Origin of the sequence: Actinomycetospora sp. CA-101289 (assembly GCF_050955895.1) — a bacterium.
GTDB lineage: Bacteria > Actinomycetota > Actinomycetes > Mycobacteriales > Pseudonocardiaceae > Actinomycetospora.
Genome location: NZ_CP192093.1, coordinates 6,115,451 through 6,131,197 on the forward strand (window position 1 = coordinate 6,115,451; position 15,747 = coordinate 6,131,197).

General features: G+C 76.9%; 10 protein-coding genes. 6 read left to right on the top strand and 4 right to left on the bottom strand.

Annotated features, from left to right (window positions below; all coding sequences use genetic code 11):
* Positions 1 to 57 precede the first annotated feature (57 nt).
* On the bottom strand, positions 58 to 2,961 hold the full coding sequence (locus ACQPX6_RS30330) for a leucine--tRNA ligase (protein WP_433784557.1): 2,904 nt from the start codon (positions 2,959 to 2,961) through the stop codon (positions 58 to 60).
* A gap of 152 nt (positions 2,962 to 3,113) precedes the next feature.
* Here ACQPX6_RS30330 and ACQPX6_RS30335 point away from each other — a divergent pair, with 152 nt between their 5' ends.
* The gene (locus ACQPX6_RS30335; RefSeq protein ID WP_433784558.1) at positions 3,114 to 3,590 is read left to right on the top strand and encodes an SdpI family protein; all 477 of its coding nucleotides are present in this window, start codon (positions 3,114 to 3,116) and stop codon (positions 3,588 to 3,590) included.
* 1 nt (position 3,591) lies between these two features.
* Here the strand turns inward: ACQPX6_RS30335 and ACQPX6_RS30340 are convergent, their stop codons facing one another.
* Together ACQPX6_RS30340 and ACQPX6_RS30345 are read right to left on the bottom strand one after the other, a co-directional pair.
* Positions 3,592 to 4,089 carry a DUF427 domain-containing protein gene (locus ACQPX6_RS30340; protein ID WP_433784559.1) on the bottom strand — a complete coding sequence of 166 codons (498 nt, stop codon included), beginning with the start codon at positions 4,087 to 4,089 and terminating at the stop codon, positions 3,592 to 3,594.
* 122 nt (positions 4,090 to 4,211) lie between these two features.
* Positions 4,212 to 4,802 (bottom strand): YqgE/AlgH family protein, encoded by a 591-nt coding sequence (locus tag ACQPX6_RS30345; RefSeq protein ID WP_433784560.1) that lies wholly within the window; start codon positions 4,800 to 4,802, stop codon positions 4,212 to 4,214.
* Positions 4,803 to 4,946: 144 nt separating this feature from the next.
* Between ACQPX6_RS30345 and ACQPX6_RS30350 the strand changes: the two genes are divergently transcribed.
* Entirely contained in the window at positions 4,947 to 6,389 is a 1,443-nt protein-coding gene (locus ACQPX6_RS30350; protein WP_433784561.1) for an MFS transporter, read from the top strand.
* A gap of 525 nt (positions 6,390 to 6,914) precedes the next feature.
* Here ACQPX6_RS30350 and ACQPX6_RS30355 read toward each other — a convergent pair.
* On the bottom strand, positions 6,915 to 8,369 hold the full coding sequence (locus tag ACQPX6_RS30355) for a CCA tRNA nucleotidyltransferase (RefSeq protein ID WP_433784562.1): 1,455 nt from the start codon (positions 8,367 to 8,369) through the stop codon (positions 6,915 to 6,917).
* Between the two features lie 180 nt (positions 8,370 to 8,549).
* Between ACQPX6_RS30355 and ACQPX6_RS30360 the strand changes: the two genes are divergently transcribed.
* The 4 genes from ACQPX6_RS30360 (at position 8,550) to ACQPX6_RS30375 (ending at position 15,701) form a co-directional block, all read left to right on the top strand.
* On the top strand, positions 8,550 to 8,978 hold the full coding sequence (locus ACQPX6_RS30360; RefSeq protein ID WP_433788404.1) for an NUDIX hydrolase: 429 nt from the start codon (positions 8,550 to 8,552) through the stop codon (positions 8,976 to 8,978).
* The gene (locus tag ACQPX6_RS30365; protein ID WP_433784563.1) at positions 8,975 to 11,290 is read left to right on the top strand and encodes a DUF6049 family protein; all 2,316 of its coding nucleotides are present in this window, start codon (positions 8,975 to 8,977) and stop codon (positions 11,288 to 11,290) included. The genes ACQPX6_RS30360 and ACQPX6_RS30365 overlap by 4 nt, the downstream gene beginning before the upstream one ends.
* On the top strand, positions 11,287 to 13,659 hold the full coding sequence (murJ, locus tag ACQPX6_RS30370; protein WP_433784565.1) for a murein biosynthesis integral membrane protein MurJ: 2,373 nt from the start codon (positions 11,287 to 11,289) through the stop codon (positions 13,657 to 13,659). The genes ACQPX6_RS30365 and murJ overlap by 4 nt, the downstream gene beginning before the upstream one ends.
* 110 nt (positions 13,660 to 13,769) lie before the next feature.
* Positions 13,770 to 15,701, top strand: a complete 1,932-nt coding sequence (locus ACQPX6_RS30375) for a protein kinase family protein (protein WP_433784567.1) — start codon at positions 13,770 to 13,772, stop codon at positions 15,699 to 15,701.
* The last annotated feature ends 46 nt before the right edge of the window (positions 15,702 to 15,747 follow it).

Sequence of the window (15,747 nt, forward strand, 5' to 3'; positions counted from 1 at the left end):
CGCCGGCCTATCCGAGCGAAGGGGCCCTTCGCTCAGATAGACCCCGCGCCGCCCCGCTCAGCGGACGATGTTCACCAAGCGCCCGGGCACGACGATGACCTTGCGCGGCTCGGCGCCCCCGAGCAGGTCGACCACCTTGGGGTCGGCGAGCGCGGCCGCGCGCACCGCGTCCTCGTCCGCGGTCGCCGGCACCGTGATGCGCGCGCGGACCTTGCCGTTGACCTGGATCGGGTACTCGACGGTGTCCTCGACCAGCAGCGCCGGGTCGGCCTCGGGGAACGGCGCGAAGGCCAGCGTGTCCGGGTGGCCCAGCCGCGACCACAGCTCCTCGGCCAGGTGCGGGCACAGCGGCGCGAGCATGAGCAGCAGCGGCTCGAGCACGCTCCGCGGGGTGCCGCCCGCCGGGTAGGCCTTGGTCAGGTGGTTGGTCAGCTCGATGAGCTTCGCGACCGCGGTGTTGTAGTGCATGGCGGGCAGGTCGGTGCGCACGCCGTCGATGGCCTTGTGCAGCGCGGTCAGCGTGTCGCGGTCCGGCTCGTCGTCGGTGACGCGCAGCTCGCCGGTCTGCTCGTCGACCGCGAGGCGCCACACGCGCTGCAGGAAGCGGTGCGAGCCGACGACGTCGCGCGTGGACCAGGGCCGCGAGGCCTCCATCGGGCCCGTCGACATCTCGTAGAGCCGGAAGGTGTCGGCGCCGTAGACCGCGCACATCTCGTCGGGCGTCACCACGTTGCGCAGCGACTTGCCCATCTTCCCGTACTCCTGGCGCACGGGCTCGCCGTTCCACGTGAATCCGGTCGGGGCGTCGGCGGACTCGACGACCTCCTCGGCCGGCACGTACACCCCGCGCGCGTCGGTGTACGCCCACGCCTGGACGTAGCCCTGGTTGAACAGTCGGCGGAACGGCTCCGACGACGACACGTGGCCGAGGTCGTAGAGCACCTTGTGCCAGAACCGCGCGTACAGCAGGTGCAACACGGCGTGCTCGACGCCGCCGACGTAGAGGTCGACGCCGCCGGGGTCGCCCGGGCCCCGCGGCCCGAGCCAGTAGCGCTCGACGTCGGGGTCGACGAAGCGCTCGGCGTTGTGCGGGTCGAGGTAGCGCAGGTAGTACCAGCACGAGCCCGCCCACTGGGGCATCGTGTTGGTCTCGCGGACATAGTCGGCGAACCCGCGCTCCGGGTCGGACGGCAGATCCTCGGCGAACGACACCCACTCCGTCGCCCGGGCCAGCGGCGACTCCGGCGAGGAGTCACGGTCGTCGGGAGCGAACGACTTGGGCGAGTAGTCCTCGACGTCGGGCAGCAGCACCGGCAGGTCGGCGTCGGGCAGCGCGCGCGGGATCGACGGACCGCCGTCGGTCTCGCCGTCGGCGACGTACGCGACGGGGAACGGCTCGCCCCAGTAGCGCTGGCGGGAGAACAACCAGTCGCGCAGCTTGTACTGCACCACCGGCTCGCCCGCGCCCTTGCCCGACAGCCACGACGTGATCGCGGCCTTGGCCTCGTCGACGCCCAGCCCGTCGAGGCTGATCTCGTCGTTGGCCGAGTTGATCGCGGGGCCGGCGCCGACGTAGGCCTGGCCGTCGAAGCCGTCCGGCGGTGCGACCGTGCGGCGGATCGGCAGGCCGAAGACGCTGGCGAAGTCCCAGTCGCGCTGGTCCTGGCCGGGCACGGCCATGATGGCGCCGGTGCCGTAGCCCATGAGGACGTAGTCGGCGACGAAGACGGGCAGCGGCTCGCCGTTGACGGGGTTGGTCGCCCAGGCGCCGGTGAAGACGCCGGTCTTGTCGCGGGCCTCCTGGCGCTCGAGGTCCGAGCGCTGCGCGACGACGCTGCGGTACTGCGCGACGGCCTGCGCCGGGGTGTCGGCGCCGCCGGTCCAGCGCCCGTCGAGCTCCTCGCCGGTGTTGGGCGCCGGCCACGCGTCTCCGACCAGCGCGTCGACCAGCGGGTGCTCGGGCGCGAGCACCAGGTAGGTCGCGCCGAACAGGGTGTCGGGACGGGTGGTGAAGACCTCGATGTCGCCCGCGGGCGACGCGAAGCGCACCTGCGCCCCCTGGGAGCGCCCGATCCAGTTGCGCTGCATCGCCTTGACCGACTCGGGCCAGTCGAGGCCGTCGAGGTCGGCGACCAGCCGGTCGGCGTAGGCGGTGATCCGCATCATCCACTGGCGCAGGTTGCGCCGGAAGACGGGGAAGTTGCCGCGCTCGGAGCGCCCGTCGGCGGTGACCTCCTCGTTGGACAGCACCGTGCCCAGCGCCGGGCACCAGTTGACCGGCGCGTCGGCCAGGTAGGCCAGGCGGTGGCCGTCGAGGACGCGGTCCTGCTCGGGGCGCGACAGTGTCGCCCAGTCGCGGCCGTCGGGCAGCGCGCGGATGCCGGCCTCGAGCTCGGCCTCGAGCTCGGTGATCGGGCGCGCCCGGCCGGCCTCGACGTCGTACCAGGAGCCGTGGATCTGTAGGAAGATCCACTGCGTCCAGCGGTAGAAGTCGATGTCGGTGGTGGACACCGAGCGGTGCTGGTCGTGCGCGAGCCCGAGCTGGCGGATCTGCTCGCGGTACCGGGCGATGTTGGCCTCGGTGGTGGTGCGCGGGTGCGTCCCGGTCTGCACCGCGTATTGCTCGGCGGGCAGGCCGAAGGCGTCGAAGCCCATCGTGTGCAGCACCGTGCGCCCGGTCATGCGCAGGAAGCGGCCGAGGACGTCGGTGCCGATGAACCCCAGCGGGTGCCCGACGTGCAGGCCCGCGCCGGAGGGGTACGGGAACATGTCCATCAGGTAGAACTTCTCGCCCGCCGGCGCCGGGTGGCCCGGGCCGGGGTTGGCGACGGCGAACGTGTCCGCGGACTCCCAGTGGTCCTGCCAGCGCCGCTCGATCTGGCCGGCGAGCGCGGCGGTGTAGCGGTGGGGCGGGACGCCGGACGTCTCGGCGCGGCTCGCCACCTCGGGCTCGGCGGTCACGGGGGTCCTCCTGGGTCTCGACCGGTGGTCCCCGCACCCGCGGACCCGCCCGGCCGGCACCCGCCCCGGCGTCCGCCGACGATCCGGGCGCCGCGCCCCGGCGGGGGGCACCGCGGATCCCGCGAGGACGGCTCCGAGCCTACTCTGGGGGTGTGATCGTCCCGGCCCTGGTCCTGACGCTGGCGGCGCTCGTCGTGGGCGTCGCCGGCGTGCTCGCGTCCGCCCACCGGCTCCCGCGCAACCGCGTCCTCGGCGTGCGCACGACGTGGAGCATGAGCAGCGTCGCCGCGTTCCGCCGCGCCAACCGCGCCGCGGCGCCCGCGTTCGTCGCGGCCGGCGTCGTCGGGATCGCCGGGGCGCTGGCCGCGGTGCTGTCCGCGAGCACCGTCTCGGGCGTGACGATGCTGGTGCTCGGCGCCCTCGGGCTCGTGGGGCTGCTGGGGGTCGGCGGCGTCGTGGGCAGTCGCGTCGCGGTCGCCGAGGAGGCCGAGCACGACGCGCTGCTGGCGATGCCCCCGACGCCGTGCACGGCGGGGGCGCCCGAGCCGCCGGACGACGCGACGTGTGCCCCGGCCGGCGCGTGCGGCGGCGCCTGCGCGCTCTGCCCGCGGGCCTCGTCGGGCGCCTGAGCTACCAGCCCCAGGTGCCCGGGCCGCCCTTGAACGGCCCGACGACGTCGCGGGTGATCCAGCCGCCGTAGAACCCGCCGGGCTGGGGCTCGATGCGCTCGCCGTCGAGGGTGATCTCGTCGATCGGGGCCGGGTAGAGCGCCACGCGGTCGGCGAGCTCGGGGAACGTCGCGCTGACGTCCCCCTCGGGGTACCACCAGCCCACGTCGACCAGCGGGGCCGCGCCGGGCACGACGACGTCGACGTAGCGGGCGGTGCCCTTCCACTCGCACACCGTGCGGCGCTGCGCCGGCCGCAGGACGCCCTCGGTGAACGCGGTGCGCGGGAGGTAGTAGGTCGGCGGGTGGCTGGTCTCGAGCACGCGGTAGACGTCGTCGGTGTCGGCGACGACGGTGCCGGCGTGGGTCACGACCGCGCGCCGGTGGACCGCCTCCGCGCGCGGCGGGCGGGGGTAGTCCCACACCGACTCCTGGCCCGGTCCCGGCTCGACGCGTCGCATGACGGCGACGCTAGGCCCGTGCAGGCCAGTCGGCGCGGCCGAACGCGGCGCACCCCCGGGAACGAACGGCGAGTTCGCTGCTTCGGAAGCAGCGAGAGCGCCGTTCGTTCGTCACGAGGCGCTCAGTTGCGGCGCGGCTCGCTGGTGTGGGTGGCGAGGAGGGCCAGGGGGACGCCCTGGCGGCGCAGGACCCCGCCCCAGAGGTCGTAGCCGGCGGGGGCGAGGACGTCGTCGGGCAGCGCGGGGACGACGTACCAGTCGCCCCGGCCGATCTCGCCCGCGAGCTGGCCACGGTCCCAGCCGGAGTAGCCGGCGAAGACCCGCAGGCCGCGGACGCGGGGGGCGAGGTCGTCGGGGTCGCCGTCGAGGTCGACGAGCGCGACCGGGCCGCGGACGCCGACCACCCCGCCGGTGCGCGCCGGGTCCTCGCCGGCGCGCAGGGCCGCGAGGCAGAGCGCCGTCCGCTGCTCGACCGGGCCGCCGACGAACACCGCGGGCGGATTGGTCGTGTGCGGCCCCCAGGTGGGCAGCACGTCGGCCACCGAGACCTCGCTCGGCCGGTTGAGCACGACGCCGAGCGTGCCGGTCGAGCGGTGGTCGATGACGAACACGACCGAGCGCGCGAAGTTGGGGTCGGTCAGGTTCGGGGCGGCCACGAGGAGCGTCCCCGCCTCGACCTCGGCCTGCTGATGTTCACCCACACCACTGGCCACGCGCCCCATCGTCGCACCGACGCGCGGCCGGGCGGCAGGGGCTCCTGCGGTGGCGGCGCGCACGCTCGGGGGGCCATCGGGCTGTCCGGAAAGCGACGTCGGGCCCGGACCGTTCGGCCACCCGGGCGCGTACCGTGAGCGCCCGTGCCCGTCGCGCCCGGACCGACCGCGCCCGCGTCACGGGCCCCGCGGCCGGCCGGACGACTCCGCGAGCTGCTCACCCACCCCGGCTTCGGCAAGCTGCTGACCGTCCGCCTCGCCTCCCAGTGGGGTGACGGCGTGTTCCAGGCGGCGCTCGGCGGGCTGGTGCTGTTCAGCCCCGAGCGCGAGGCCGACCCGGTGATGGTCGCCCTCGGGCTGGCCACGGTGCTGCTGCCGTACTCGATCGTCGGGCCGTTCGCCGGCGCGCTGCTCGACCGCTGGGACCGCAAGCGCGTCCTCGTCGTGGCCGGCGCGCTGCGCGGGGTGCTCACGCTGCTCACCGCGCTGGTGGTGCTCGCCGGGTTCAGCGGCCCACCGCTCTACCTCGGCGCGCTCGCGACCATCGGCGTCAGCCGGTTCATCCAGGCCGGGCTCTCCGCCGCGCTGCCCCACGTGGTGGCCGACGAGCACCTGGTGGGCGCGAACTCCCTGGTCACCACCTCCGGCGCGGTGGCCGCGGCGATCGGCGCCGGCTGCGCGATCGGCCTGCGCGGCCTGCTCGGCCCGCAGGACACCGACGCCGCCTGGACGACGATGCTCGCCGCGGTGGGCTCGGTGCTCATCGTCGCGGTGGCCGCCACCATCGCCCGCGGGTCGCTCGGGCCCGACGAGCGCCGCGAGGCCGCGCAGGCCCTGCGCGCCGTGGCCTCCGGGCTCGCCGACGGGGCCCGCGCCGCCCGGGACGCCCCCGGCGTCGTCGCCGCCTTCTGCGCGGTGGCCGCGCACCGCCTGGCCTTCGGCGTGACGACGCTCGTGGTGCTGCTGCTCATGCGCTACGCGCTCGCCGACGTCGGCCCGTTCAAGGCCGGCATCGCGGGGCTCGGCGAGGTGGTGGTCGCCGTGGCGGCCGGCCTGGGCGTGGCGGCCGTGCTGACGCCGTGGCTCACCGCGCGCGTCGGGCGCCCCGGCACCGTGCGGATCATGCTGGTGCTCGCGGCGGCCGCCCTGCTGGGCCTCGGGCTGCCGATGACCCTGCCGACGATCCTCGCCGGCTCGTTCGTGCTCGGGCTGGTGGGCCAGGCGATCAAGCTCTGCTCCGACGCCGCCGTGCAGCGCGAGGTCGGCGACGGGGTGCGCGGGCGGGTGTTCTCGCTGTCGGACACCACGTTCAACGTCACCTACGTGGCCGCGGTGGCGGGCGCGGCGTTCCTCGCCCCGCCCGACGGGCGCTCGCCGCTGCTGCTGGCGCTGGCCGCCGGGCTGTACCTGTTCGGCCTGGTCATCCACGAGTGGGCGCTGCGCACCGGCACCCAGGAGCGCCCTCACGGCGGCACCCAGCCCGCCGCGCCCTCGGCCACCGCCGCGTCCACCGCGCCGTCGGCGTCGGTGTCGACCAGCAGCACGTCCCAGCGCGCCGACGGCGAGCCCGGCTCCGACGACAGGTAGGCCAGCTCGGCGCGGCCGTCGTGGTCGGCGTCGACCAGCATCTGCTCGGCGCGCCCGTCGCCGTCGAGGTCGCTGAGCACCTCGTCGCCCGCCTCGTGGTCGGCGTCCGCCGCGAGGCCGTCGAGCACCCCGTCGCCGTCGGTGTCGAGCGCCGGCGTGCCGCCCGCGGACCGTCCGCGCACGTCGGTCCAGGTCAGCGCCACGGTGCCGACGGTGGCGGGGCCCGGCCCGGCATCGAGCGCCGCCCGCGCGTCCCACACGCCGCGGCCCGACGGGTCGGCGTAGGCGTGGTCGGCCCGCCCGTCGTCGTCGAGGTCGAGCACCGAGCGCTCGGCGGCCCCGTCGCCGTCGGCGTCCCACAGCGCGTCGTCGACGCGGCCGTCGCCGTCGAAGTCGAGCACGACGGCGTCGGGCGCGCCGGACGGGCCGAGGTCGGCGTCGGCGAGGGAGGTGTGACGGTGCACCGGGCCCCGCCCGGTGCCGAAGACGTAGCTGATCGAGCCCACACCGGGTTCGACGCAGGCGTCAGGCCCCCGGTTCCGTGATCCCCTCGGCCGCCGCCCACCGCAGCAGCTCCGCGCGGGCCTCGTCGTCGTCGAGGGGACCGCGCTCGAGGCGCACGTCCTTGAGGTGGCGCCAAGCGCGCCCCACCACCGGGCCGGGCGGGACGCCGAGCAGCTCCATGATCGCGTTGCCGTCGAGGTCGGGGCGCACGCGCGCCAGGTCCTCCTCCTCGGCGATGCGCGCGATCCGCTCCTCGAGCTCGTCGTAGGAGCGCTGCAGGGCGGCGGCCCGGCGCTTGTTGCGCGTCGTGGAGTCCGAGCGCACGAGCTTGTGCAGCCGATCGAGCAGCGGCCCGGCGTCGGTGGCGTAGCGGCGCACCGCGGAGTCGGTCCACTCGCCCTTGCCGTAGCCGTGGAAGCGCAGGTGCAGGAACACCAGGTTCGCGACGTCCTCGATCAGCGCCTTGGGGTAGCGCAGCTCGCGCAGCCGCTTGCGGGTCATCTTGGCGCCGACCACCTCGTGGTGGTGGAAGCTCACGCGGCGCCCGGGCTCGACCCGGCGGGTGGCCGGCTTGCCGATGTCGTGTAGCAGCGCGGCGAGGCGCAGCACGAGGTCCGGGCCGTCGGTCTCGCGGTCGATCGCCTGCTCCAGGACGGTCAGCGAGTGCTCGTAGACGTCCTTGTGCTGGGCGTGCTCGTCGATCTCGAGGCGCATCGCCGGCACCTCGGGCAGCACGACGTCGGCGAGACCCGTGTCGACCATGAGCTCGATCCCGCGCCGCGGGTACGCGCCGAGCATCAGCTTCGACAGCTCCGCCTGCACCCGCTCCGCGGTGATGCGGGCCAGCTGCGGCGCCATCGCCGTCATCGCGGCCCGCACCCGCGGCGCCACCTCGAGGCCGAGCTGCGCGACGAACCGGGCCGCGCGCAGCAGCCGCAGCGGGTCGTCGCCGAACGATCGCTCGGGCTCCACCGGGGTGTCGAGCACGCCGCGGGCCAGCGCCGCGAGCCCGCCGCACGGGTCGACGAAGGTGCGGTCGGGCAGCGAGAGCGCCATGGCGTTGGTCGTGAAGTCGCGGCGCACGAGGTCGCCCTCGATGGTGTCGCCGAAGGCCACCACGGGGTTGCGGCTCACGCCGTCGTAGGCGTCCGCGCGGAACGTCGTGATCTCGAGGGTCAGGCCGTGGCGCGCGGCGCCGACCGTGCCGAACGCGATGCCGGTGTCCCACACCGCCTCGGCCCAGCCCGTGACCAGCCGCTGGATCTGCTCGGGCCGGGCGTCGGTGGTTAAGTCCAGGTCCGACGACGGGCGCCCGAGCAGGGCGTCGCGCACGCTGCCGCCCACCAGGTAGAGCCGGTGACCCGCGTCGGCGAACCGCCGGGCGAGGTCGTCGACGACGGGGGAGTAGCGCAGCATCTCCACCACCGCCGCGTGGTCGGCGCCGGTGGACACGGGGGCCTGCGCAGGTCCGGACACGACGGGGCAGCGTACCTCGCGGGGACACGCCGGCCCCGACACCGGCGCCACCCCGGCACGACACCGCGGCGTCGGCACGCCGACACACCCCCGTCACCGGAGCGGCGCCGTACCATCGCGCACGTGTCCACCCCGTCCCGCCGGTCCGGCGACCGGCGTCGGCGGGGCTCCCGGCGACGGATGCGCACGGTCGACGAGACGTCCGCGGGTGGCCTCGTCGTCGACGCCGCCGGCTCCAGCGCGGCCCTCATCGGCCGGCTCGACCGCCGCGGCCGCCTGCTCTGGTCGCTGCCCAAGGGCCACCTCGAGGAGGGCGAGACCGCCGAGCAGGCCGCGGTGCGGGAGGTCGAGGAGGAGACCGGCATCATCGCGTCCGTGCGCGCGTTCCTCGGCAGCATCGACTACTGGTTCGTCGCCGAGGACCGCCGGATCCACAAGACCGTGCACCACTACCTCCTCGACGCCCACGGCGGCGAGCTCTCCGACGCCGACGTCGAGGTCACCGAGGTGGCCTGGGTGCCGCTGAGCGAGCTGGACTCCCGGCTGGCCTACGCCGACGAGCGCCGCCTCGTGCGCCGCGCCGCCCAGATCCTGGAGGAGACGGCGTGACCCCTCCCCGCCGCCCGCGGGGAGCCCGTCGTGTCCCGCGCGCCGTCGCGGGGGTCCTGCTGCTCGTGCTGGTCGGGCTGCTGCTCGGCGTCCCCCCGGTGGCCGGCGCCGCCCCCCGGGACGCCCCGCCGGTCGAGGTCGTGCTCGACACCCTCGCCCCACGCGTCGTCACCGCCGACGGGCCCGGCGAGCTGGTGGTGACGGGGCGGGTCGCCAACCGTTCGGCGGTGTCGGCCCGCGACGTCGGGGTGCGCCTGGAGCGCGGGGCCCCGCTGTCCGGGACGCGCGCGGCACTCGGGGCGCTCGACGGCGACGGGTCCACCGCCGCGGTGCGCACCCCCGTCACCGAGGTCGTGCCGGTGCTCGAGCCCGGGCAGGTCGCCCCGTTCACGGTGCGCGTGCCCCTGATCGGCCCCGGGACCGGCTCGCTGGCCCTCGCCGCGGCGGGCGTGCACCCGCTGCTCGTCGACGTCGACGGCGCGCTCGGCACCGGCGGCCCCGCCCGGCTCGGCGCCGTGCGCCTGCTGCTGCCCGTGGTCGGCGTGCCCGGCGGGGACCCGCTCGCCGCCCCGCCGGTGGGCCGGGCCACGGGCGTCTCGGTGCTCTACCCGCTGGCCGACCGCCCGCGCCGCGTCCCGGTGGTCCCCGGCTCGCCGGTGGTGCTCGCCGACGACGACCTGGCGGCGTCCTTCGCGCCGGGCGGGCGGCTCGCCGGGCTGGTCGACGCGCTGGGCCGGGCCGCGCCTGCGGGCTCGGCGGCGGGGCGCTCGGTGTGCCTGGCGGTCGACGCCGACCTGCTCGAGACCGCGGAGGCGATGGCCGGCGGGTACCGGGTGAGCACCCCCGACGGCGGCACCACGGCCGGCACCGGCGCCACCGCCGCGGCCCGCTGGCTCGACAGCGCGCGCGCCGCCGCCCGCGGGCGCTGCGTCACCGCCCTGCCCTACGCCGGCACCGACCTCGTCGCCACCGCCCGCGGCAACCTCACCGACCTGACCACCGCCGCCGTCGCCACGAGCACCCGGCGCGTCGCCGAGATCCTCGGTGTGACGCCCGTACCCGACACCGTCTGGCCGGCCGGTGGGCTCCTCGACGAGCGCAGCCTCGCCGACCTCACCGGCGGCGGCACCCGCGCCCTGCTGCTCGACCCCGGGGTCCTCGACGACGGCCTGCCGCCCGGCGCCCTCGCGCGCCTGCCCGGCCCGCCCGCCGACGCGCCCGTCGCCGTCGGGATCGACCCCGTGACGGCGGCGGCGCTCGCGCCGCGGGAGGCGCGGGCCGACCGATCGGCGAGCCCCGCCGGCACCCCGGCCCCCCTCGCGGCCCAGGACGCGGTCGGGGCGCTGACCCTGCGCGCGCTCGAGGAGACCCCGGACGACGAGCCCGCGCCCGTCAGCGTCGTCGCCCCGCCCCCCGACTGGGCCGCCGACGGGGCCGAGGCCGCCGCGCTCCTCACGGCCGTCGAGGATCTCGCCCGCCTCGGCCTCGCCCGCCCCGTCGACCTGGGCACGCTGCTCGCCCCGATCGGCCCCGGGTCCGCGCTGCCGGCCACCGCGCTGGCGACCCCGTCGTCCGGGGTCGACGGCCTGGAGGAGTCGGTGGTCGACCGCGCGCGGGAGGTCCGCGAGCGCCAGCGCGAGCTGCTCGCCGCCACCGAGCGGGACGGGGTCGGCGCGCCGTCGCCCTCGGACTTCGTCGAGCCCCTCACCGACGGCGTGCTGCGCAGCCTGTCCGCCACGCGGCGCGACGATCCGCCCGCCCAGGAGGCGGCGGTGACCGCGGTGGAGCGCCAGACCGAGGAGCTGCGCTCCCTCGTGCGCGTGGTCCAGCCGTCGGGCTCGTACTCGCTGGGCACCAACGACGCCCCGCTGCTGCTGACCGTGGAGAACCGGCTGCCGGTGGCCGTGCGCGTCGAGGTCGTGCTGGAGCCCACGAACGGGTTGCGGACGGGGCCGCTGCCGGCCATCACCGTGCCGGCGTTCGGCAGCCGTCAGGTGCAGGTCGAGGTCGAGGTGACCCGCGCGGGCCAGTTCGCCGTCGACGCCCAGGCCCGGACACCGGGGGGTGAACCTCTCGGACCCACGGCTCGTCTGCTGCTGCGATCGACCGCCTACGGCACGATCACGGTGTGGTTGACCGCGTCCGCAGCCGTCGTGCTGGTGATCCTGGCGAGCGTGCGGATCGCTCGCCGGGTGCGGGCGGCCCGCCGGGACCGCCGGTCCCGGCGCAGTCACCACCGGCGGGGCCCGAGCACGCCGACGGACCCGACCGACCCGGAGGACGCCCCGACCCGCGAGCTGCAGACGCGGTGACCGCGCCCGAGCCCGGCCGGCGACCCCGCGAGGCGTCTCCCGAGGGTCCTGCCGACGACGGCCCCGAGGTGCCCGAGGTCGTCCCCCCGCCGCCCCCGCCCGGCGCGCGGGGCCGGGGCGCGCCCGGCGCGCGCCCGGGACCGCCGCCCGGGGCGCCGGCGCGCCCGCCCGGTCCGCCTCCTGGCCCGCCCGGCCCGCCCGCCGGCCCGCCCCCAGGCCCGCCCGCGGGTCCGCCGCCCGGTCAGCAGGCCGGACCCCCGCGGGCCCCCCAACCGCTACCGCAGCCACCGCCCGGGGCCCCGCCGCCTGGCGCCGGCCGCTCGCCCGCCGCACCCGGTGTCCCGGGCCCCGCCGGCGGTCCGGGAGGCCCGCGTCCCCCCAGCCGCCCGCCGACATCGCCCGCCCAGCCCCCACCCGGGGAGCCCACCCGCCCCGTCGCCCGCAGCGGACCCCCGCCCGTCCGCCCGCCGGGCTCGCCCCCGGGCGCCGCCGCGTCGGAGCCGTCGACCACGGGCCTCACCGCGCCCACCGCCGCCGTCGAGGCCGTCGACTCCCTCGGCAGCGACCCTGCCGACCCCCACCGCACCGAGGTCCTGCCCGTCGGCCACCCCGGCGAGCGCACCGTCCGCGTCGCGCGCCCGGCGCCGCTGGCCTCGTGGAGCCATGCGGGCTCGTCCGAGGAGACGGTCCTGCTGCCGCGGCCGCCGCTGGAGCAGGACGCGCCGGCCGTCCCGGCGCCGCGGGCCCCGACCGAAGCGGACAGCCGCGACGACGGGGCGCTCGTGCGCGCCTCGGGCGGCATGGCCGTCGCCACCCTCGTCAGCCGCCTGACCGGGTTCCTGCGCACCCTCGGCCTCACCGCCATCGTCGGCCTCAACCTCGTCGGCAGCGCGTTCAACGTCGCCAACACCCTGCCGAACATCATCTTCGAGCTCCTGCTCGGCGGCGTGCTGACCAGCGTCGTCATCCCGGTGCTGGTCCAGGCGGCCAAGGAGGACGGCGACGACGGGCAGGGCTTCGCCCAGAAGCTGCTCGCCGGGGCCGCGGTGGGCCTCGCCCTCGCGACCGCCCTCGCGGTGGTCGCCGCACCCCTGCTCATCCGGCCCTACCTCGACCCGGGCACCGACCTCGAGCTGGCCACCGACTTCGCCTACCTGCTGCTCCCGCAGATCTTCTTCTACGGGATGGGCGCGCTGTTCGGGGCGATCCTCAACTCGCGGGCCAACTTCGGGCCGGCCGCCTGGGCCCCGGTGCTCAACAACGTCGTCGCGCTGATCGCGCTCGCGATCTACGCGTTCCTGCCGTCGCCCGAGGTCGGCATCTCCGGCACGCAGCTGCTGGTGCTGGGGATCGGGAGCACGCTCGGGATCGTCGTGCAGGCCGCGGTGATGCTGCCCGCGATGCGCCGCGTCGGCTTCCGCTGGAAGTGGCGGTTCGGGTGGGACCAGCGCCTCACCGCGTTCGGCGGCCTCGCCGCGTGGGTGGTCGGCTACGTGCTGGTCAGCCAGGTCGGCCTCGCCGCGATCCTGCGCGTCGCGTCGGGGGCCAGCGACGGCGGTCCCGCCGTCTACAGCTACGCGTGGCTGCTCATCCAGGTGCCCTACGGGGTGCTCGGGGTCTCGCTGCTCACCGCGCTGATGCCCCGCATGAGCGCCGCCGCGGCCAACGGTCGCACCGACCAGGTCGTCTCCGACCTCTCGCTCGGCTCGCGCCTCTCGACGGTGACCCTGCTGCCGGTGAGCGCCCTGCTCACGGTGTTCGGCTCGTACCTCGGCGTCGCGCTGTTCTCGGTCGGGCGCTCCGGGCCGGAGGGCGCCGCGTCGCTCGGCGGGGCCATGGCCGCCTCGGCGTTCGGGCTGGTGCCGATGGCCGTCGTCATGCTCCAGATGCGCGTGTTCTACGCCATGAACGACGCCCGCACCCCGACGCTGATCATGGTCGTCATCACCGCGGTCAAGGTGCCGATGGCCTACCTCTGCCCCGTCGTGCTGCCCCCCGAGCAGGTGGTGCTCGGCCTGGCCGGGGTCAACGCCTTCGGGTTCGTCGTCGGCCTCGTCGTCGGCAACGTCTGGCTGCGCGTGCGCCTGGGGCACCTCGACACCAAGCGCGTGCTGCGCACCCTCGTCCTCACGCTGCTCGCCTCGCTCGTCGCGGTCCTGGTCGCCGTGCTGGTCGTGACGCTGCTCGAGCGGCTCCTCGGCAGCGGGTTGTCCCTGGTGCTGCGCTCGTGGGTCGTGCTCGTCGTCGGCTCCGGGGTGTTCCTCGCCGTCGTCGCCGTGGCCATGCGGCTCCTGCGCGTGCCCGAGCTGGACCCTGTGGTCGCACGGCTACGCCGTCTGGTGGGCAGGGGACGCGCCCGAACGACCTGATCCGCGCGTGAGGGCGCGCCGGCCGGGCAACCCGGACCCGTGCTCCGGCGTCCCCCGGAGCGCTGGTGGTGTCCCGTAGTCTCAGCACGGGTCGAAGGGGGAGGTGGGGCGTGGCGGGCGAGCAGTCCGGGGAGCACACGCCCACCGGCCCCGCGGGCGACGAGCCCCGGCGCGACGGGCCGGGTCGCGACAAGCCGCGGCCCCGCCTCGGTGTCGGGGTCGACGGGCCCACCCTGCACGTCGCGCGCACCTCCGACACGCCGAACGGCGGTGCCACGAACGGGTCGACCCCGACCTCGGCGACGTCGGCGACGTCGGCGACGCCCACCACCACCGGCACCACCCCGATCACCGGCGGCGCCGGCCGCGCGCCACGGGGGCCGGCCACGCGGGGCCCCGGCCCCGGCGCCCCGCCGTCCGGGCCCTTTCCCGCGCCCCCGCGCAGGCCCGGCCGCGGTCCCGGTCGCCCGGCCACCGGTCCGGGTTCCGGCCCGATGCCCGTCGCGGGGCCGCTCATGCCCGGCACGCTGCTGGCCGAGCGCTACCGCCTGGTGGCCGAGGTCGGGCGCGACCGCAGCGCTGACGCCGCCCTGTGGAAGGCCCGCGACGTCATGCTCGAGCGCGACGTGGCGATCACGCTGCTCGTCGGCTCCTGGCAGGGCGACGCCCGGGCGTCCGCGGCGCTCTCGCGCGCGACGCGGACGGCGCACTTCGAGCACCCGCACGCCGCCCGCATCCTCGACGTCGTCCGGCCCGGCGGCAGCCCGCTGCCCGGTGGGGTGCTGGGCGCCGCCGTCGCCGAGTGGACCCCGGGGCGCGACCTCGCCGAGCTCGTCTCCGGCGGCCCGCTGCGCCCCAGCGCCGCGCTGCGCGTCATCGAGCCGCTCGCCGACGCCGTGGCCGCCGCGCACCGGTCGGGCCTGGTCCTCGGCCTCGACCACCCGCAGCGTGTGCGCGTGAGCGCCCGCGCCGCCACCCGCCTCGCCTTCCCCATGCCGCGCGGCGAGGCCACCAACGCCGACGACGTGCACGGCCTCGGCGCCCTGCTCTACCTGCTGCTCACCGCCCGCTGGCCGGGTGCGGCGGGCAGCCAGGCCCCGGCCGGGCTGCGCCTCGCCCCGGCCGCGCCCGGCGGCGGCCCGGTGCCCGCCCGCACCCTGCGCCCCGACCTGCCCGTCGAGCTCGCCGCGCTGGTCGACCGCACGCTCGACGAGGACGGCGGCATCCGCACCGCCGCCGCCGTGCACCGCCTCGTCACGCAGATGCGCGAGGGCCTCGAGGACGACGGCGTGCTGCTGCCGGTGCTGGAGGACGGGCAGACCATCGACGCCGACGACCCGGCCGAGGTGTGGCACGACGACGCCGTCCCCGACCCCGGGCCCGACCCCGCGCGCCGGCGCAAGCTGCGCATCGGGGTGACCGCCCTCGTGCTGGCCACGCTCGCCATCCTCGGGTTCGCGACCTACCAGGTCGTGTCCGTGGTGATCGGCGGCGGCTCGTCGGCGCCGCCGGTGGTCGTCATCCCCACCGAGACCGCGGCCCCGAGCCCGGCCCCCGCCCCCGGACCGGCGACGCCGGCCGCGCCCGCCCCGGTGGCCGCGGGCCCCGTGCAGCTCTCGAGCGTCGCGGTCTACAGCCCCGCCGGCGACCCGGACAACCCCACGCGCATCAACCGCGCCGCCGACAACGACCCGTCGACGACGTGGTCGACCTCGGAGTACCGCCAGCAGCTCCCGGCGCTCAAGCCCGGCATCGGCATGATGTCGACGTTCACCACGCCGGCCGCGGTCGCGGCCGTCACCGTGCGCTCGCCGAGCCCGGGGACGCGCATCGAGATCCGGTCGGCGCCCGCCGCGGACGTCCCGCTGGCCCAGACCCAGCTGCTCGGCGCCGGGACGGTCGAGGGCGACCAGGTGCGCATCCCGCTGCAGGCCGCGCCGCCCACCGGCAACCTGCTCATCTGGATCACCGCGCTGGGCCAGGAGGACGACCGCTACGTCAGCGAGCTGGCCGACGTGACGATCGAGCGCGCCGGGCCCTGACGGGCTCTCCGAAACGGCCCCGGCGGCCGCGCGCCGGCGGCTAGCG